Below are 18168 nucleotides of genomic sequence, written 5' to 3'. Positions count from 1 at the left end.
CGCTGGGGGGACTTTGACCATGGGATCCACGCAGGCCTACGGAAGCTGGCCGTCACCGATCGGCGCCGCGCTCGCTGCCTCCCGCGACGGCCGTCCGGAGTATGTCGGCGCGGTCGGCGACGAGCTGTGGTGGACGGAGCCACGCCCGGCCGAGGCCGGCCGGCGTGCCCTGATCCGCAGGTCGCCGGAGGGCACCACCGCCGAACTGCCCGCCCCCTGGAACGTCCGCAGCCGCGTCATCGAGTACGGCGGACGCCCCTGGGCCGGCATCGAGCGCGCCGAGGGCGGACCGCTGATCGTCTTCGTCCACTTCGACGACCAGCGGCTGTACGCCTACGAGCCCGACGGCCCCCGCGAGCCCTGGCCGCTGACCCCCGTATCGGCCGTCGGCGGGGGGCTGCGCTGGGCCGATCCGCGCCCGCGTCCGGAGCAGGGCGCGGCGGGTGAGGTCTGGTGCGTGCTGGAGGAGTTCACCGGCGAGGGGCCCACCGAGCTGCGCCGCGTCATCGCCGCCGTACCGCTGGACGGATCGGCCGCCGACGACCGGTCCGCCGTACGCGAACTCTCCGACGGCCGGCACCGGTTCGTCACCGGACCCGAGGTCTCGCCGGACGGGCGGCGCGCGGCCTGGATCGCCTGGGACCATCCGCGCATGCCCTGGGACGGCACCGAGGTGCTGCTCGCCGGCATCGCGGCCGACGGCACCTTCCACGACGCCCGCGTCCTCGCCGGCGGCCCGGAGGAATCCGTACCGCAGATCCAGTGGACCGCGGACGGGCAACTGCTGCTCGCCAGCGACCGCAGCGGCTGGTGGAACCTGTACCGCGCCGATCCGGACGGCGGCGAGATCGTCGAACTCTGCTCCAGGGAGGAGGAGTTCGCCGGACCGCTGTGGAAGATCGGCCTCACCTGGTTCCGCCCTCTGGACAACGGGCTGATCGCCACCCTCCACGGCAAGGGGTCCACCACGCTCGGCGTCCTCGACCCGGAGACCGGCGACCTCGTCGACATCGCCGGGCCCTGGACCGAATGGGCCGAGACCCTCGCCGTGCAGGGCAGCCGGGTCACCGGCATCGCCGCGAGCCCGCGCAGCGCGTACGAGATCGTGGAGCTGGACACCGCGACCGGGCACACCCGGATCATCGGCGCCCGGCACGAGGACGCGGTCGACCCCGCGTACTACCCCGCACCCGTCGTCCGCACCTTCACCGGCCCCGGCGGCCGCGAGATCCACGCCCAGGTCTACCCGCCGCACAGCCCGGACCGGACCGGGCCCGAGGGGGAGCTGCCGCCCTTCGTGGTGTGGGCGCACGGCGGCCCCACCGGGCATGCCGCCCTCGTCCTGGACCTGGAGATCGCCTACTTCACCTCGCGCGGCATCGGCGTCGTCGAGGTCAACTACGGCGGCTCGACCGGCTACGGCCGTGCCTACCGCAACCGGCTGCGCGAGCAGTGGGGCGTGGTCGACGTGGAGGACTGCGCGGCCGTCGCCGGGGCGCTCGCCGCCGAGGGCACCGCCGACCCGCGGCGGCTCGCCGTGCGCGGCGGCAGCGCCGGCGGCTGGACCGCCGCCGCCTCGCTCACCGGCACCGACGTCTACGCCTGCGGCACCATCATCTACCCCATCCTCGACCTGACCGGCTGGGGCACCGACGAGACCCACGACTTCGAGTCCCAGTACCTGGAATCCCTGGTGGGACCGCTCGCCGAGGTCCCCGGGCGCTACCGTGAACGGTCCCCGATCAGCCGCACCGACCGGCTCGCCACCCCCTTCCTGCTGCTCCAGGGCGAGGACGACCCGATCTGCCCGCCCGTGCAGTGCGAGCGCTTCCTCGCCGCCGTCGAGGGGCGCGGAGTCCCGCACGCGTACCGCACCTATCCGGGCGAGGGCCACGGCTTCCGGCGCGCGGACACCATGACGGACGCGCTGGAGTCCGAACTCGCCCTGTACGCGCAGACGTTCGGCATCGACCGGCCCGATGTGCCGCCGCTGGAGCTGAAGAAGTGACCCTGGTTCCCCTGGCCCGCCCGGCCCGGCTGCGCGCGGGCGCCCGGGTCGCCGTCGTCTCCCCGAGCGGGCCGGTACCGGCCGACCGGCTCGAACCCGGACTCGCGATCCTGCGGGACTGGGGCCTCGACGCCGTGCCGATGCCCCATGTCCTGGACGTGCACCCGGACCTGGACTACCTCGCCGGTACGGACGCGGGGCGCGCCCGGGACCTCCAGGACGCCTGGTGCGACCCGTCGGTCGACGCGGTGATCTGCGCCCGGGGCGGGTACGGGGCGCACCGCATGGTGGACCTGGTCGACTGGGCCGCTATGCGGGCCGCCGGGCCCAAGGTGTTCGTCGGCTACAGCGACATCACCGTGCTCCACGAGGCGTTCGCGCTGCGGACCGGGTTCGCCACCCTGCACGGCCCCATGGTGGGGACGGAGGCCTTCCTCAAGGACCCGCGCACCCAGGAGTCCCTGCGGGCCACCCTGTTCGAGCCGGAGACGGTGCGGACGCCTGGGCTCGACGAGGCGCGGGCGCTCGTCCCGGGCCGGGCGCGGGGCGTCACCTACGGCGGCTGTGTCAGCCTGCTCGCCGCGGACCTCGGCACCCCGCACGCCCGGGCTTCGGCCCGGGGCGGGCTCCTCGTCATCGAGGACACCACCGAGGACCCGTACAGCCTCGACCGCATCCTGACCCAGCTGCTGCGGGCCGGGGCGCTCGTCGGCATCGCCGGGGTGGCCTGCGGTTCCTGGGCCGGCTGCGGGCCGTACGAGCAGGTGCGGGCCGTGCTCGCCGACCGGCTCGGCCCGCTGGGCGTCCCGGTCGTCGAGGAGCTGGGCTTCGGGCACGGACCGACCGGGCTGACGATCCCGCTCGGCGTGACGGCCGTGCTGGACGCGCCGGCGGACGGCGGCCGCGCCACGCTCACCGTCGAGGAGCCGGCGCTGCTCTGACGCCCCGGCCGGAGCCGCCGCCAGGGGCGCGGCCGTGATGCGAAGAAGCTGAACAACCTTCAGGAAACGCTGTCATGAGCGTTGACACCGCCATGACCTGTGTCACAGCATGAGCGCGGCCCAATACTTACCAGTCGGTAAGGTGTCCTCGGTGTGGAGGTCTCGTGTCGCGTGCTGTCCCCGGTTCCCGCTCCCGGTCGAAGTCACTGTCCCGTAAGCCACTCGCCCTCGTCGCCGGCGCGGTGCTCGCCGCACCCCTCGCGCTCGCGGGCACCGCGCACGCGGGAACCGCCGCCGCCGAGGCCGAATACACCGTCACCCCGCTGAAGTTCACCGTCTCCACGGGTGGCCGCTCCTGCACCGTGGACGCGGACCTCTACCGCCCCTCGGGCGCCGATGCGGGGCACCCGGTGCCCGCCGTGCTCGCCACCAACGGCTTCGGCGGCAGCAAGTCGGACGGCTCGACCGACGGCATCGGCAAGGCCTTCGCCGCGCGCGGCTACGCCGGACTCGTCTACTCCGGCCTCGGCTTCGGCAGGTCCGGCTGCCTCATCACCCTCGACTCCCCGGAGACCGACGGCAGGGCGGCGGCCGCCCTCGTCGACTTCCTGGCCGGCACCCGCGCCGCCGACGACGGCACCAAGGCGGACTTCGTCACCCAGGACGGCCCCGGCGACCCCCGGGTCGGCATGGTCGGCGGCTCGTACGGCGGGGCCATCCAGATGGCCACCGCGGCCGTCGATCCCCGCGTCGACGCGCTCGTCCCGCTCATCACCTGGAACGACCTGTCCTACGCGCTCGCCCCCAACAACACCGGCGCGGCCGGCGGCGGTTTCTCGTCCGACACCCCCGGCGTCTTCAAGTGGCAGTGGACCAACGGCTTCTACCTGATGGGGGAGGGGCAGACGATCCTCAGCCCCAGCCTCGACCCCTCCCGCTTCGGCAGCCTCGGCTGCCTGCACTTCGCGGCCCAGGCGTGCGACACCATCCGGCTCCTCAACTCCGGCCGCTACCCCGCGGACAAGGCCGCCGCGATGCTCGACTACGCACGCAGCGTCTCGCCCGCCTCCTACCTGAACCGGGTCAAGGCGCCCACCCTGCTGATCCAGGGCCAGACCGACAGCCTGTTCAACCTCAACGAGGCGACGGCCACGTACAAGACGCTCAAGGCGCAGGGCACCACCGCCAAGATGATCTGGCAGTCCTGGGGCCACAGCGGCGGCCAGGCCGAAGGCGAACTCGACCTGGGTCAGGGCAATCTGGAGAGCAGCTACGTCGGCGGACGCATCCTCGCCTGGTTCGACCGCTACCTCCGCCACGAGACGGCCACCGACACCGGACCGGAGTTCGCCTACTACCGCGACTGGCAGAGCGGATACGGCACGGCGGCCCAGGTCCCGGGCCTCACGCAGAAGATGTACCTCTCCGGCGACGGCAAGCTCGTCGACAACCGCGCCAAGGTCGCACGCGGCAGCCGCCAGTACGCCAACTGGCTGATCCCCACCAGCCATTCGGAGAGCTCGCTCGCCGGACTCATCGGACTGCCCGACCCCGAGCCGTACGACACCAAGGGCACCTACCTCGGCTGGACCAGCGCCCCGCTGGACTCCGCCGTCGATGTGGTCGGCGCGCCCGAGGCGAGCCTCAAGGTCGTCTCGCCGAAGACCGAGCGCGTCCAGAACAGCGGGGACGCCGCCGACAAGCTCGTCCTGTTCGCCAAGGTGTACGACGTCGCGCCCGACGGGTCCAAGACGCTGGTCAACCGGCTCGTCTCGCCGGTACGGGTGCCGGACGTGACCCGCTCCTTCACCGTACGGCTGCCCGGCATCGTCCACCGGTACGAGGCGGGGCACCGGCTGGAATTCGTGATCGCCGCCAGTGACTCCGCGTACTTCGGCAACCGGGGCATCAAGCCGGTCACCGTCGTCAGCGCCCCCGAGGACACCGGAGTGCTGTCGCTGCCGGTGGTCGGCGGCACCCTGAACTGACGCGGCGCGCCCGCTGTACGGCCCTCACCCGGATGGCCGTACAGCACCGCCCCCCTCCGCCCGGATCCGGTCATCCTGGTGGTCCGGGGGGCGGCGCACCACGATCAGGAAGGGGCTGCCTCATGAGCCCGAAGGACGTGTCGAGCAGCGGGAAGAGCGCCAGTGGGGCCTTCACCCCGGCCCGCATCCTGGTCCTCGTCATCGCGGTCCTCTCGATCGTGTTCATCGCCGAGAACACCAAGAGGGTCGAGGTCCGCCTCATCGTCCCGCTGGTGACCGCGCCGCTCTATGTGTGGCTGGTCGTGATGTTCGTGGCCGGCATGGCCTGCGGCGCGTACGTCTTCCGCAGGCGGGCCAAGTAGGGCCGACGGCACCCGGCGCACACGCTCTACGCTGGCCCGATGTCCGACACCACGTATCTGGCCGAGGGGACGCGCACGGCGATCCGCCCCTTCACCGCCGCCGATGCCGAGGAGTTCGCCGCCCGGTCCCGCGAGAGCCGGGAACTGCACCGGCCCTGGCTTTTCCCGCCCGCCGACCCGGACGCGTACGCCGCCTACGCGGGGACCCTCATCAAGGACCCCGCGCGGGCCGGCTTCCTCGTCTGCGAGCGGCGCACCGCCGGCGACCCGGCCGACGGTGCGATCGCCGGGTTCATCAACATCAACAACATCGTGCTCGGCGCGTTTCGCTGCGGTGCGATCGGCTACGGGGCCTTCGCCCACGCGGCCGGGCGCGGACTGATGAGCGAAGGGCTCGCCCTTGTCCTGGCCCACGCCTTCGGCCCGCTCGGGCTGCACCGGATCGAGGCCAACATCCAGCCGGACAACAAGGCCTCGATCGCCCTGGTGCGCCGGGCCGGCTTCCGGCTGGAGGGCTTCTCGCCGGACTTCCTCCACATCGACGGCGCCTGGCGCGACCATGAACGCTGGGCGATCACCGCGGAGATGCGCTGACCGGTCCGCACCCGGTCAGGCCGCGTGCAGCGCCAGCGTGGGGGAGAGGCGCGAGGCCCGGACCGCCGGGTAGAGGCCCGCGAGGGTCCCGATGGCGAGGGTCGCCGCGAATCCGCCGCCGACGGCCCACAGGGGGATCACCCACGGCATGCCGCCGCTGACGGCGTACACCCCGGTGGCCAGGGCGCCCAGGACGATCCCGGCCGCGCCGCCCAGACCGGACAGAATCAGGGACTCCGTGACGAACTGGCCTCTGATCTGGCCGCGGGTCGCCCCGATCGAACGGCGCAGCCCGATCTCGTAACGGCGTTCCAGCACCGAGATGATCATGGTGTTGGCGACGCCGACGCCCCCGACGAGCAGGGCCACGGCCCCGAGCCCGAGCAGCAGGCTGCTGAACGCGCCCTCGGTGGCGGCCTTGGCCCGAAGACCGGCCGACGGATCGCTGACGCCGACATCCCGGGGCGTCCGGGGGTCGACGGCCCGGGGGATCAGGTCGTGCACGGCGGCGACCCGGTCGTCGGCGGAGCGCTCGTAGACGGTGGTGGGGCGGCCGTCGAAGCCCAGCCGTTCCCGGGCGACGTCCTGGCCCACCAGTGCCGAGCGGGCGATCTCCGGCGCGAGCGGCAGCGGGTCGAGGATGCCCAGGACGGTGAAGTACTGGTCGTCGATGTAGACCTGTCCGCCCGCCGACGCGATGCCCAGCCGCCGGGCGGCGACATCGCCGAGCACGACCGATGGATAGCGGCCGGTGGCCTGGTTGAGCCAGGTGCCGCTGCGCAGGGTCGCGCGGAGCGTGGCGGGGAGGTCCTGGCTCGCGCTCTGGACGGTGATGCCGCCGGTGATGGTGTCGGGGATCTTCTCCGAGCGCCGGACCGTGTGGGGCAGCGTGCCGGTGGCGCCGACGTGCTCGACCCCGTCGATGCGGGCCACCCGTCCCGCGGCGTCCGGCGCGAGCGGGATCTTCCGGCCGGTGAGCAGGTCCGTGCCGGGGGTGACGACGAGCATGTTCGTACCCAGCTTGTCGAGTTCGTCCAGGAGCTGCTGCTTGCTGGACGCGGAGATCCCGATCACCGCGATCATGGTGGCGATGCCGAGGGCGATGCCCAGCGCGGAGAGCACGACCCGCGTCGGGCGGCTGCGCATGCCGGCCGAGCCGGTGTGCAGGACGTCCCGGGGGGCGAGCCGCGCCGGTGCGAGGGACGCGCGCCGGCGGCTCATCGGGCGTCCTGCGGGGTACGCCGGCGCGTGTCGGCGACGACCAGTCCGTCGCGGATCCGCACCTGGCGGGGCAGCGCGTCGGCGATCTCGGTGTCGTGGGTGATGACGGCGATGGTGGCGCCCTCCTCGTTCAGTTCGTGGATGAGCCGCATCACGGCCTCCCCGGACGCGGAGTCCAGGGCGCCCGTCGGCTCGTCGGCCAGCAGCAGATCGGGTTCGCCGACGACGGCGCGGGCGATGGCGACGCGCTGCTTCTGCCCGCCGGACAGCTCGTGCGGCCGGTGGGCCAGGCGGTCGCCCAGCCCGACGCGTTCCAGCGCCCGGGCCGCGCGCCGGCGCCGCTCGCCGCGCGGGAGCCCGGAGTAGAGCAGGCCCTCGGCCACGTTGTCCTGCGCGCTGATGCCGGGGACGAGGTGGAAGGCCTGGAAGACGAAGCCGATGTGCCGGGCCCGCAGCGCGGAGAGCCTGCGGTCGGACAGGGCCGCCGTGTCATGGCCGGCGATGCGGACGGACCCGGCCGTCGGGAGGTCCAGGGTGCCGATGATGTGCAGCAGGGTCGACTTGCCGGACCCGGAGGGGCCGACGATCGCCAGCAGCTCACCGCGCGCGACGGTCAGGTCCACCCCGCCCAGCGCCGTCACCCCGCCCGGGTACTCCTTGGTCACGCCCGCCAGGTCCACCACGGGGCCCGGCGCGTTGCCCGGGATGCTCATGTCCTCGGCACCCCGACCTTCGTCCCGGCCCGCAGCCCGTCGCCGGAGACCTCGACGCGGCCCTGCGCGAACATCCCGAGCCGCACCTTCACCTCGCGCGTCCGCCCGCCCTCGACGACCTGCACGCCGAACGAGCCGTCCGCGAGCGCGAGGAGCGCGCTGACGGGGACGCTCAGGACGTCCTCACGGGTACGGCCGGTCAGCTTGACGGTGGCGGGCGACTTGTCGATACCGCCGGCCTTGCCGGGGTCGTCGAAGGTGACCGTCACATCGATGCGCGGCGTCCTGTCGTCCGGGTCGTCACCCGTCGTCGCGGTCGTGCCGACGGAGGAGACCGTGCCCGTCGTGACGGTCCCGTCGGGCAGCTCGACGCTCACCTTGCCGTCGCGCGCGACCAGCGCGGCCTCGGACACCTTCACCTTCAGCCGCACCACGCGCTCGGAGCCGGTCGTGGTGAGGACGGGCCCGCCCGGCGCGGCCCGGTCGCCGGTCGTGACCTCCGCGCTCTGCACGCGCACCGGGCCGGGAGCGAACGCGATCTGCCCGGGGCCCGTGGTGCCGGTCGGCTTCAGCCCGTGCGCCTTCTGCCAGCGGGCGACGGCCTCGGCCGTGCCCCGGGTGAACTCCTCGTCCTCGGTGATCCCGCCGCCGAACCCCAGCGCGATCAGGTTCGCCTTCAGCTGCCGTACGTCGGTGCCCTCGTCGCCCTTCCCCAGGTCCCGGTACATCGGCTCGGCGCCGTACATCAGGCGTATGTCCTCGCCGTCGAGCGCGTAGAGCCGGCCGTCCCGCCCGATCTTCGCGCCGCTGCGCGGCAGCCAGGTCACGGTGCCGGCGGCGCCGGCGTTGATCCGCTTCTTCCGGCCGTAGCCGAGCGTGCCGTCCACGCTCGTCGCGCTGACCAGGTCGCCCCGGACCACGGTGGCGGTCTCCGGCGGCAGCGCGGTCTGCCGGCCGGCCGGGTCCGGGCCCGCGCGCCCCGTCCACTCGGTGGCCGCGAAGCCGCCCGCGGCCACCGCCACGAGAGCCGCGAGCGAACCGGCGACGACGCGGCGCCTCATGCGGCGCACTCGTTCAGCGCCTTCACGAACTTCTCCGGATCGGCGCCCTCGGGGATCTTGAAACCACTCCTCGACCCGTCCGGGCCGACCTTGGGGTCGGGCATGTCGAAGCCCTTGCCCCGCACGCACTCGGCGATCCTGACCTGCTGGTCCTGGTCCTGGTCCTGCCGTGCGTCCTCGCCGCCATCCCCGGGGCCGGTGCCGGAGCCGCAGTCCTCCAGCGCCTTGTGCCACTTCTCCGGCGACACCCCTTCGGGGGCCCCGAGCGCCTGCGCGTAAGGATTGGCGCCCGGTTCGAGGTCGGGGACGTCCATGCCCTTCTCCCGCAGACAGACGCGCAGCTTCTGCGCCTTGTCCGTCGCGTCGCCGCTGTCCGAGCCACCCGCGCCGCCGGAACTGCCGGATGCCTTCTCCCCGCCGCCGTCCGAGCCGGAGCAGCCCGTGGTGAGCAGGGCCAGGCCGGCGACCGCGGTCGCCAGGGCCAGGGTGAGCCTGTGGTTCTTCATCGTCGTCTCCCTCGGAGGGTGCGCTGTCCGTCCGCCCGGACGGATGCGGCAGAGACTCACAGAACCCGCTGTTTCGTTTCCCTTACGGTTGCCGGATGGCCGCCGCCCGCCCCGGCCCGCTGTAACAGCGACGAAAGGGGGGCGTGAGGTACACAGGGGGACATGCGTGTACTGGTGGTGGAAGACGAGGCGTTTCTGGCCGCGATGATCGCCGAGGGGCTGCGGCGCGAGGCGATCACGGCCGATGTCGCCCTCGACGGGCGCACCGGGCTGGAGAAGCTGCGGCTCGGTGACTACGACGTCCTCGTCCTGGACCGCGACCTGCCCGGCGTGCACGGCGACGAGATCTGCCGCCGGGCCGTGGCCGAGGGCCTGCTGACCCGGATCCTGATGCTGACCGCCTCCACCACCGTCCCGGACCGGATCGAGGGCCTGGGCATGGGCGCGGACGACTACCTGACCAAGCCGTTCTCGCACGACGAGCTGCTGGCCCGGGTCCTCGCCCTGGGCCGCCGGGTCCGGCCCGCCCTGCCGCCGGTCATCGAACGGGCCGGCATCGCCCTGGACACCGCGCGCCGCCGGGCCACCCGGCACGGCCGGCCGCTCGCCCTGACCCGCAAGGAGTTCGGCGTCCTGGAAACCCTGCTGCGCGCCGACGGGGGTGTGGTCAGCGGCGAGGACCTGATCGAGAAGGTCTGGGAGGAGCACACGGGCTACGACACCAATCCGGTGCGGGTCGCCCTCAGCCGTCTCCGTACCAAACTGGGCGAACCCCCGGCGGTGGAGACCGTGCCCGGCGCGGGCTACCGCATCCCGCCGGACCCCGGGCCCCCGGCCCCCGGCGGCGTCCCGCAGCCCAAAGCCACCGCTCCCCGCCCGTCCCGGGACCGGCGGGCGGCGCAGTGATCCGCCGGCTCCTCCCGACCACCGAACGCGCCCGGCTCACCGCCCTGTACGGCGGACTGCTCGTCCTCGCCGGATGCGTCCTGGTCGCCGTCATCTACCTGTTAGTCAGCGACGGCCTCGACCACCGCATCCGCGCCGCGTTCACCACCGCCCCGTACCGCCGCCCCGTACCGATGGCCACCAGCACCCCGCCCAGTGAGCTGGTCCCCACCCAGCAGGCGGGAAGATACGCAAGGACCGAGACGGTCGAGCTGATCACCTCGTCGACGCTCACCCGCCTGCTCACCGTCTCCGGGATCGCCCTGGCGGTGTTCGCGGTCCTGTCCGTGTTCCTCGCCTGGTGGATGGCCGGCCGGGTGCTGCGCCCCGTCGGCCTCATCACCGCCACCGCCCGCAGGCTCTCCGGCGACAATCTCCACCAGCGCATCGAACTGGCCGGGCCGCCCGGCGAACTCAAGGACCTTGCCGACACCTTCGACCAGATGCTCGGGCGGCTGGAACACCTCGTCACCGCCCAGCGGCGGTTCGCCGCGAACGCCGCGCACGAACTGCGCACCCCGCTCGCCATCCAGCGCTCCGCCGCCGAGATCGGCCTCGCCGACCCCGACCCGGAGCGCGTGCGGTGGATCCGCAGCGAACTCATCCATGCCGCCGACCGCAGCGAACACCTCATCGAGTCGCTGCTGCTGCTCGCCACCGCCCAGCAGGACCTGGAGCAGCGGCAGCCCGTACGTCTGGAGGAGACCGTAGCCATTGCCGCCGCCGCTGTCCTCGACGAGGCCCGGCAGCGCGACATCACCGTCACGACCTCGGTGGAACCCGCCACCGTCGAGGGCGACCCGGTGCTGCTGGCCCTGCTGGTCCGCAACCTCGTCGACAACGCCCTGCGCTACAACCACCGCGGCGGCACGGTCCGCATCGGCCTCCACGACGGCACGCTCACCGTCTCCAACAGCGGCCCGCTCATCCCGGCCGAGGACGCGCCGCACCTCTTCGAGCCCTTCCGCCGGCTGGGCGAGCGCACGCACGCGGCGGGCGAGGGCGCGGGTCTGGGCCTGTCGATCGTCGCGTCCGTCGCGCACTCGCACGGTACGGAGGCCACCGCGCGGGCCAACCCGGACGGCGGCCTCACCATCGAGGTCGCCTTCACCGCCGCCGGGCCGATGACCGGCTGACCGGACGCGTCGATCAGCCCCTGGGCGCGCACACCGGCCGGTACGCGGCACGGCAGCAGCCACGGGTGTCCGGATCGGCTAAGCTGGCACCGAAGCGGAACCTTGCTCCATTTATGATACGGACCAGCGCTCCGGATATCGAACGGAGCGCTGGTCCGTCGCGACGGCGAAGGGAAGGATGTGGTGATGTCTCCAGCGGGCAAGCCCTCATCGGATGCGGCACGGAGCACGCGGGCCGACGCGGTGCGCAGTCGGCAGAAGCTGCTCGCGGCTGCGGCGGAGGTCTTCGTGGAATCGGGTGTCGACGCGCCGGTCCGTGAGATCGCGGCCAGGGCCGGTGTCGGCATGGGGACCGTCTACCGTCACTTTCCCGCCCGGGCCGACCTCGTCGTCGCCGTCTTCCGTCACCAGGTCGAGGAGTGCGCCGACGCGGGCCCGCAGCTGCTCGCGAGCGCCGACTCGCCGCTGACGGCGCTGCGCCAGTGGATCGACCTCTTCGTCGACTTCCTGGTCACCAAGCACGGACTGGCCCATTCGATGCAGCCCGACAGCAGCGGCTTCAACGCGCTGCACACGTTCTTCCTCGACCGTCTGCTGCCGGTGGCCGAAGAACTGCTCGCTGCCGCGGCGGAGGCGGGCGAGATCCGTACCGACATCCAGCCCTACGAACTCATGCGCGGCATCGGCAACCTCTGCGTCGCGCCGGACGGCGACCCCCGCTACGACCCGCGCCGTCTGATCGATCTGCTCCTGCTCGGTCTCCAGCAAGGAAAGGCGGCGTGAGCCGGCCCGGCTCGGTAGGGGTCAGCGCGGGGCACGCTCCGACGACGTCACCATGGGCAGGGAGACGAAGTCCGCGAGGGCCTGCTGGCCCGCGATGTTGACGTGCACTCCGTCACCGGTGTCGTAGGCGGGGTTGATGCTGTTCGGCTTCACCGGGTCCTTCAGGACCTGGTCGAAGTCGATGACGCCGTCGCACGTACCGGTGCAGGTGCCCCACTTCTTCACGAAGCCGGCCACCTCGTGCCTCGCCCGGTTCGCGGCGTCGCTGTAGCCGGGACGCGGGGTCACGGGCGTGACGTACACCTTGATCCCGGCCGCGTGGAGCCGTGCGAACGTCGCGCGATAGCTCGCGATGACCTGGTCGGCGCCGCACCCCGCCGCGAGGTCATTGGTCCCGTAGTAGAAGAGCACGCCGGTCACCCCGTGCAGCGACAGCACGTCACGCTTCAGACGGGCCAGCGAGTCCAGGCCCCGGAAGTAGGGGTCGGTGCCGGGGCAGTCCGCCGCGCTGGTGGTGCCGATGACCCCGGCGTTGGCGACCGCGAACCGGCGCCCGGCCGGCAGCTCCGTGTCGATCCTGCGGGCCAGGTCGTCGGTCCAGCGCCGGTTGTTGCCCAGCTCGGTGCACCCGGCGCCGCAGTTGGTGCTCCCCGTGCCGTCCACCACGGAACTCCCGTAGGCGACCAGCGTGCCCCTGAGGTCCCTGTTGCGTACGTCCACCGCCGTGACCAGATACGTCGACTCGACGGTCTCGCTGTACGCGCCCGCACCCCTGTCCGCCGTACGGTCACCGGAACCCGGCGCGGAAAGGTAGTTGGTGCGGAAGGCCGCGTCATGGCTGCCCGCGCTCGCCTCGCCCGCCACGGCCAGCGAAACCGCCACGTCGTCCTGTGCCCGGGTCCTCATCGCGACCGCGTCGCTCCAGACCTCGCCGCCCGCCGGAACGACCACTTTCCCCCGGCCCGCGAACGTGACCTTCTGCGGCCGGCCCTCCAGCGCGGCGCTCTGCCCGCCGCTCGGCGCGACGGTGGCCGCATCCACGGTCAGGGGATTCTTGCCGAAGGTGTTCTGTACCCGGATGCGGAGCGCGTCCCCGCCCTGGCTGAGACGGCTGATCATGCGTACGGACTGATCGCGCAGCGGGGTGGGTGCCAGGCTGTGCTGGGCGTTGGCCCACGAGGTGTGCCACGAGGCCGCCCCGGAGTGCTGGGGCGAACGGGCCGCCGGTGTCCCGGCCGTCGCAGCCGTCGCCGTGCAGGTCAGTGCGGCCACGATCATCAGTGCGGACGTAGCTCGAAACATGAGTGCTTCTAGTTGCCCTGGTGGAGTCCTGGGCCGCATACAAGCATGGTTACTAAGTGCTTAGTAAGCACTCGTGCCGAACTTTTGCCCAAGTCCCTTGCCCGGAAGCACCGCAGCCCTCGCCGAGGGGGGCGGCGTCAGGCCGCCCCCGGCCCCCGCGGCCCCTTGTAGTTGATCTTCATGGTGTCCATGTCCGTCGCCGTGGAGCGCAGTTCGCCGTGTCCGTACCCCGCCTCGCGCAGTGTCGTCCCCGCCCGGTCCTCGGCGATCGCGGACGCCATCTCCTTGCCGTCCTCGGCGTCCGAGACCACCACGTACCGGAAGCTGAAGTGCTTGAGTACGCGGTCGTAGGTCAGCGAGCCCTCCTCGCTGAACCGCATCGCGGCCAGGCCGTGGTCCTCCACCTCGGCGAGCAGCCGGGTGCGCGCCGCGTCCGTCAGGTTCTCCCACGTGCCGCGCACGATCACCCGGTACGTGTGCTGCGTGCTCATTGTGTCCCGCCGTCCCTGTCGCGTATGTCCCCCGCCTCGCCGGGGATCCTATGGCGCCCCGGAGGGGACCGAAACGCAATATCGCGGGGGTGAACTCCGTGCTTTGCCGAAGTCTGGCGGCTTCGCCCCTGGTCCGCGCGGCGTCGAGCGTGTTCCATGGTCATCGGGGGGCGCCCGGACCTGCGGCGGCCCGCGCGAGGGAGCGAGGTTGCCTTGGCCACCACCGTACGACGTGCCGTACTGACCCTGCCCGCCGCGGCGACGGGGCCGGAGAATCCGCTGCCCGCGCTGCGGCCTCTGGACGAGATGCATGTCATCGACGACCGGGACCGGGACGGACTGCCGCGCGACATGGCCCGCCAGCTCGGGCACGCGCCGCTGGCCACCGTCCTTCCCGTCCGCACGCTCGACGGGTACGGACGCGAGCGCACGCCCACGGACCTCGACGCGATCGTGATCGAGAACGACCGGCTGCGCGCCACCGTGCTGCCCGGGCTCGGCGGCCGTATCCACTCGCTCGTCCACAAGCCGACCGGCCGCGACCTCGTCTACGCCAACCCGGTGCTCCAGCCCGCCGACTTCGCGCTCAACGGCGCCTGGTTCTCCGGCGGCATCGAATGGAACATCGGCGCCACCGGCCACACCACCCTGTCCTGCGCCCCGGTCCACGCGGCCGTCGTCCCGGCGCCCGACGGCGGTGAGATGGTCCGCCTCTGGGAGTGGGAGCGGCTGCGCGACCTGCCCTTCCAGGTGGACCTGTGGCTGCCCGGGGACTCCGACTTCCTGCATGTCGGCGTACGGATACGCAATCCGCACGAGCACCCCGCGCCCGTCTACTGGTGGTCCAACATCGCCGTGCCGGAGGACGAGGGCACCCGGGTGCTGGCCCCGGCCGACGAGGCCTGGCACTTCGGCTACGAGCGCACCCTCAACCGGGTCCCGATGCCCGAGACCGGCGGCGTCGACCGGACGTACCCGCTGCGCAGCGACTACCCCGCCGACTACTTCTACGAGGTGCCCGACGGCGCCCGCCGCTGGATCGCCTCGCTCGACGGGGAGGGCCACGGGCTCGTCCAGACCTCCACCGAACTGCTGCGCGGGCGCAAGCTCTTCCTCTGGGGCAGCGGCCCCGGCGGCCGCCGCTGGCAGGAATGGCTCACCGAGCCCGGCACCCCCGGCTACGCCGAGATCCAGGCCGGCCTGGCCCGCACCCAGCTCGAACACGTACCGCTGGAGCCGGGCGGCGAGTTCAGCTGGCTGGAGTCCTACGGTCCCCTGAGTGCCGACCCCGCCACCGTGCACGGCGACGACTGGGCCGCCGCCCGCGCCGAGACCGAGCAGCGGCTCGCCGCGGTCCTCCCGCGCGCCGATGTGGACGCCGCCTACGAGGCGTGGCGGCGCTGCGCCGACACCGAGCCGGGCGAGATCCTCGCCACCGGATCGGGCTGGGGCGCCCTGGAAGTGCGGCGCGCCGGGCACAAGCTGCCCGGCACCCCCTTCGCCGAGACCACCCTCGGTGAACAGCAGGCGCCCTGGCTGGAGTTGCTGGAGCAGGGTGCGTTCCCCGAACCTGACGCCGCGACCCCGCCCGGGCCCTCCCTGGTCTCGCCGCACTGGCGGGACATGCTGGAGACGGCCTCCGCCGATCCGCTCACCGAGTACCACCTCGGCATCGCCCAGTGGCACGCGGACGACCGCGCCCAGGCCGTCCGCAGCTGGGAACGCGGACTGGCCGTCGCCCGCTCCCGCTGGCCGCTCCTGCGCTGCCTGGCCGTCGCCGCGCAGGAGGGCGGGCAGGCCGACCGGGCCGCCGACCACTACACGGAGGCGTTCGACGACCTGTGCGCACAGCGCTCCGACGACGGCGAGGCGTGGACCGCGGCCACGGCGGCGCTCGGCCGGGAGGCGATCGAGGCCCTGCTGACGGCGGGCCGGACGGCGCAGGCGCGCACGGTGTGGGCGGGGCTGTTCCCGGAGATCCGCGACCGGGGCCGCTTCCGTCTGCTGGAGGCCCGGCTGCTGCTCGCGGAGGGCGACCGGGAGGCCGCGCGGGCACTGTTCGACAGGGGTTTCGAGGTGGCCGACCTGCGCGAGGGGGCGGAGATCCTGGAGGAGGTGTGGGAGCAGCTCACGGACGAGCCGCTGCCGGACCGGTACAACTACCGCATGAGGCCGCGCACATGACGGGGAACAGGGCGGCGAAAGGGAGCGGCGGTACATGATCGTCTGGATCAACGGGGCGTTCGGCAGCGGCAAGACCACGCTGGTGGCGGAGCTGCGGCGCGGCGCAGACTGCCGGACGCCCTCGTCCACGACCCCGAGCAGACCGGCTTCGTCCTGCGCGCGATCGTGGAGGTGCCGAACGGCAACTTCCAGCACATCCCGCTGTGGCGCAAGCAGGTGGCCTCGCCGGCCCAGGGACTGGTCGAGGAGTACGGCCGGCCGGTCCTGGCCCCGATGACCGTCGTCCGTCCGCAGTACGCGGACGAGATCTTCGGGGCCCTGGAGACGGCGGGCGTGCCGGTCCACCACTTCCCGAAGGTGTCGGCGCCGGTGCTCGAACGCCGGCTGGACGCACGGGTCGTGGTGCCCGGCGACCCGGAGCGCGACGAAGCGGCCCGGCGCTGGGGCAAGGCGCAGATCGCCGAGTGAGTGGCCGCCGCGGACACCCTGCGGGAGGGGACCGTCGTCCTCGACGGCGAGCGCCCGGCCCCTGAGCCGGCCGACAGCGTGCTGGCCCACGCGGGGCTCGTGCCGGCCGGGTCCCCGGGACAGCACACCTAGGCGCCGATGATGCCCCGGCCGCTGAGCCTGCGGTCCACGTACTCGAAGACCGAGCCGTCCGGGTGGACGGCGATCAGGTTGCGGCCGACCGGTGTCGGCACCGGGCCCGCGATGACGCGTGCGCCGACCCGGGTCAGGGCGGCGTGCGCCTCGTCCACGTCCTTGACGGCGATCGTCGCCGTCACCTTCCGCAGGATCTCCAGCTCGGACTCGGGTCCGCTCATCAGCAGAAAGCAGCCGATCGCGGCGACCGAGACCCCGCCGCGCTCGAAGCGCTGCGCCGGACTGGCCGTGAGGCCCTCGTAGAAGGCCACCGCGGCCTCCAGGTCGTCGACGCAGATCCGCAGCGTGGTTCCCAGGATTTCCATGCGGAACAGGTTAGTTGGCCGGTGGGGGCCGTGTGATCGATTCGGGAGGGGCCGCTTCCCGGTTCCCGGCACCGGCCGGGAACCGGGGCCGTGTGCTCAGACGCGGCAGAGCACCTCGCCGTGCGGGACCATGAACCAGCCGTCCTCCTGCTCGCCCCAGCCGCGCCACGCCTCGGCGATCTCGGCCAGCTGCCCGGCGGTGGTGTGGCCGCCGTCGACGGCGAGCTTCGCGTAGACCGAGCCGACGGTACGGTCCGCCCACAGGCCGCTCCACCACGCCCGGCTCTCCGGGGTGGCGAAACACCAGGACCCGGCCGTCGGGGTGATGTCGGTGAAGCCCGCCTGCCGGGCCCAGGAGAGCAGCCGGCGGCCGGCGTCCGGCTCGCCGCCGTTGCCCCGGGCCACCCGCCCGTACACGTCCTGCCAGACGTCCAGCCCCGGCGACTCGGGGTACCAGGTCATCGCCGCGTAGTCGCTGTCGCGGGCCGCGACGATGCCGCCGGGCCGGCAGACCCGGCGCATCTCGCGCAGCGCCTGCACCGGGTCGCCCACGTGCTGGAGCACCTGGTGGGCGTGGACCACGTCGAACGAGTCGTCGGGGAAGTCCAGGGCGTGCACGTCGGCGGTGGCGAACTCGACGTTGTCCAGGCCGCGTTCGGCCGCCGCCGCAGCCGCCTGGTCCAGGATCTCCCGGGTGGTGTCGACGGCCGTCACGCGGCCGGGAGCGACCAGTGCGGCCAGGTCGGCGGTGATCGTGCCGGGCCCGCAGCCGACGTCCAGCAGGCGCCTGCCGGGACGGAGTTCGCCGATGAGGTAGGCCGCGGAATTGGCGGCGGTACGCCAGCGGTGCGAGCGCAGCACCGACTCGTGGTGGCCGTGGGTGTAGACGGCGGTCTCCTTCGACATGGCCGTGCGTCCTCTCTCGAACTCGGTCGCCACGCGGCACACGAAACGCGGACCCGGGG

At 73.0% G+C, this 18168-nt stretch carries 17 protein-coding genes and 1 pseudogene; 10 read left to right on the top strand and 8 right to left on the bottom strand.

Going from position 1 to position 18168, the window contains the following annotated elements; translation table 11 throughout:
• Positions 1–19 precede the first annotated feature (19 nt).
• From RLT58_RS04860 to RLT58_RS04840, 5 genes are all read left to right on the top strand, one after another.
• Positions 20–2008 (top strand): S9 family peptidase, encoded by a 1989-nt coding sequence (locus RLT58_RS04860; protein ID WP_311309142.1) that lies wholly within the window; start codon positions 20–22, stop codon positions 2006–2008.
• Positions 2005–2949, top strand: coding sequence for a S66 peptidase family protein (locus RLT58_RS04855; RefSeq protein WP_311309141.1), 945 nt, complete (start codon positions 2005–2007; stop codon positions 2947–2949). Before RLT58_RS04860 ends, RLT58_RS04855 begins: the two co-directional genes overlap by 4 nt.
• Before the next feature lie 164 nt (positions 2950–3113).
• Complete coding sequence (locus RLT58_RS04850) at positions 3114–4937, top strand: CocE/NonD family hydrolase (protein WP_311309140.1); 1824 nt, start codon at positions 3114–3116, stop codon at positions 4935–4937.
• A gap of 122 nt (positions 4938–5059) precedes the next feature.
• Positions 5060–5299 (top strand): LapA family protein, encoded by a 240-nt coding sequence (locus RLT58_RS04845; protein ID WP_311309139.1) that lies wholly within the window; start codon positions 5060–5062, stop codon positions 5297–5299.
• 39 nt (positions 5300–5338) lie between these two features.
• Positions 5339–5893, top strand: coding sequence for a GNAT family N-acetyltransferase (locus RLT58_RS04840; protein ID WP_311309138.1), 555 nt, complete (start codon positions 5339–5341; stop codon positions 5891–5893).
• Positions 5894–5908: 15 nt separating this feature from the next.
• On the opposite strand, the gene RLT58_RS04835 is transcribed toward RLT58_RS04840, so the two are convergent.
• From RLT58_RS04835 to RLT58_RS04820, 4 genes are read right to left on the bottom strand one after another with little or no spacing between them, the layout of a single operon-like run.
• On the bottom strand, positions 5909–7114 hold the full coding sequence (locus RLT58_RS04835; protein ID WP_311309137.1) for an ABC transporter permease: 1206 nt from the start codon (positions 7112–7114) through the stop codon (positions 5909–5911).
• On the bottom strand, positions 7111–7827 hold the full coding sequence (locus RLT58_RS04830; protein ID WP_311309136.1) for an ABC transporter ATP-binding protein: 717 nt from the start codon (positions 7825–7827) through the stop codon (positions 7111–7113). The genes RLT58_RS04835 and RLT58_RS04830 overlap by 4 nt, the downstream gene beginning before the upstream one ends.
• Positions 7824–8888, bottom strand: a complete 1065-nt coding sequence (locus RLT58_RS04825; protein WP_311309135.1) for a peptidoglycan-binding protein — start codon at positions 8886–8888, stop codon at positions 7824–7826. The genes RLT58_RS04830 and RLT58_RS04825 overlap by 4 nt, the downstream gene beginning before the upstream one ends.
• Positions 8885–9394, bottom strand: coding sequence for a hypothetical protein (locus RLT58_RS04820; protein WP_311309134.1), 510 nt, complete (start codon positions 9392–9394; stop codon positions 8885–8887). Before RLT58_RS04820 ends, RLT58_RS04825 begins: the two co-directional genes overlap by 4 nt.
• 162 nt (positions 9395–9556) lie before the next feature.
• Here RLT58_RS04820 and RLT58_RS04815 point away from each other — a divergent pair, with 162 nt between their 5' ends.
• The 3 genes from RLT58_RS04815 (at position 9557) to RLT58_RS04805 (ending at position 12258) form a co-directional block, all read left to right on the top strand.
• Entirely contained in the window at positions 9557–10300 is a 744-nt protein-coding gene (locus RLT58_RS04815; RefSeq protein ID WP_311309133.1) for a response regulator transcription factor, read from the top strand.
• Entirely contained in the window at positions 10297–11475 is a 1179-nt protein-coding gene (locus tag RLT58_RS04810; protein ID WP_311309132.1) for a sensor histidine kinase, read from the top strand. The genes RLT58_RS04815 and RLT58_RS04810 overlap by 4 nt, the downstream gene beginning before the upstream one ends.
• Before the next feature lie 186 nt (positions 11476–11661).
• Entirely contained in the window at positions 11662–12258 is a 597-nt protein-coding gene (locus RLT58_RS04805; protein WP_311309131.1) for a TetR/AcrR family transcriptional regulator, read from the top strand.
• A gap of 21 nt (positions 12259–12279) precedes the next feature.
• Here RLT58_RS04805 and RLT58_RS04800 read toward each other — a convergent pair whose 3' ends face one another.
• Positions 12280–13536 carry an SGNH/GDSL hydrolase family protein gene (locus RLT58_RS04800; RefSeq protein ID WP_311309130.1) on the bottom strand — a complete coding sequence of 419 codons (1257 nt, stop codon included), beginning with the start codon at positions 13534–13536 and terminating at the stop codon, positions 12280–12282.
• Between the two features lie 161 nt (positions 13537–13697).
• Complete coding sequence (locus tag RLT58_RS04795; protein WP_311309129.1) at positions 13698–14051, bottom strand: DUF6204 family protein; 354 nt, start codon at positions 14049–14051, stop codon at positions 13698–13700.
• Between the two features lie 213 nt (positions 14052–14264).
• On the opposite strand from RLT58_RS04795, the gene RLT58_RS04790 reads away from it, so the two are divergent.
• A complete protein-coding gene (locus RLT58_RS04790) occupies positions 14265–16235 on the top strand; it encodes a DUF5107 domain-containing protein (RefSeq protein ID WP_311309128.1) in 1971 nt (656 codons plus the stop codon).
• Between the two features lie 34 nt (positions 16236–16269).
• Positions 16270–16835: pseudogene (locus RLT58_RS04785) on the top strand (AAA family ATPase).
• Here the strand turns inward: RLT58_RS04785 and RLT58_RS04775 are convergent.
• The gene (locus RLT58_RS04775) at positions 16832–17203 is read right to left on the bottom strand and encodes a VOC family protein (RefSeq protein ID WP_311309126.1); all 372 of its coding nucleotides are present in this window, start codon (positions 17201–17203) and stop codon (positions 16832–16834) included. The pseudogene RLT58_RS04785 and the gene RLT58_RS04775 sit on opposite strands and share 4 nt — an antisense overlap.
• 96 nt (positions 17204–17299) lie before the next feature.
• Positions 17300–18109 (bottom strand): methyltransferase domain-containing protein, encoded by an 810-nt coding sequence (locus tag RLT58_RS04770; protein ID WP_311309125.1) that lies wholly within the window; start codon positions 18107–18109, stop codon positions 17300–17302.
• Positions 18110–18168 lie beyond the last annotated feature (59 nt).

The organism is Streptomyces sp. ITFR-16 (assembly GCF_031844705.1).
Taxonomy (GTDB): Bacteria; Actinomycetota; Actinomycetes; order Streptomycetales; family Streptomycetaceae; genus Streptomyces.
Note: the sequence above shows the minus strand (reverse complement) of the source record. Positions and strands in the feature narration are given on the sequence as shown.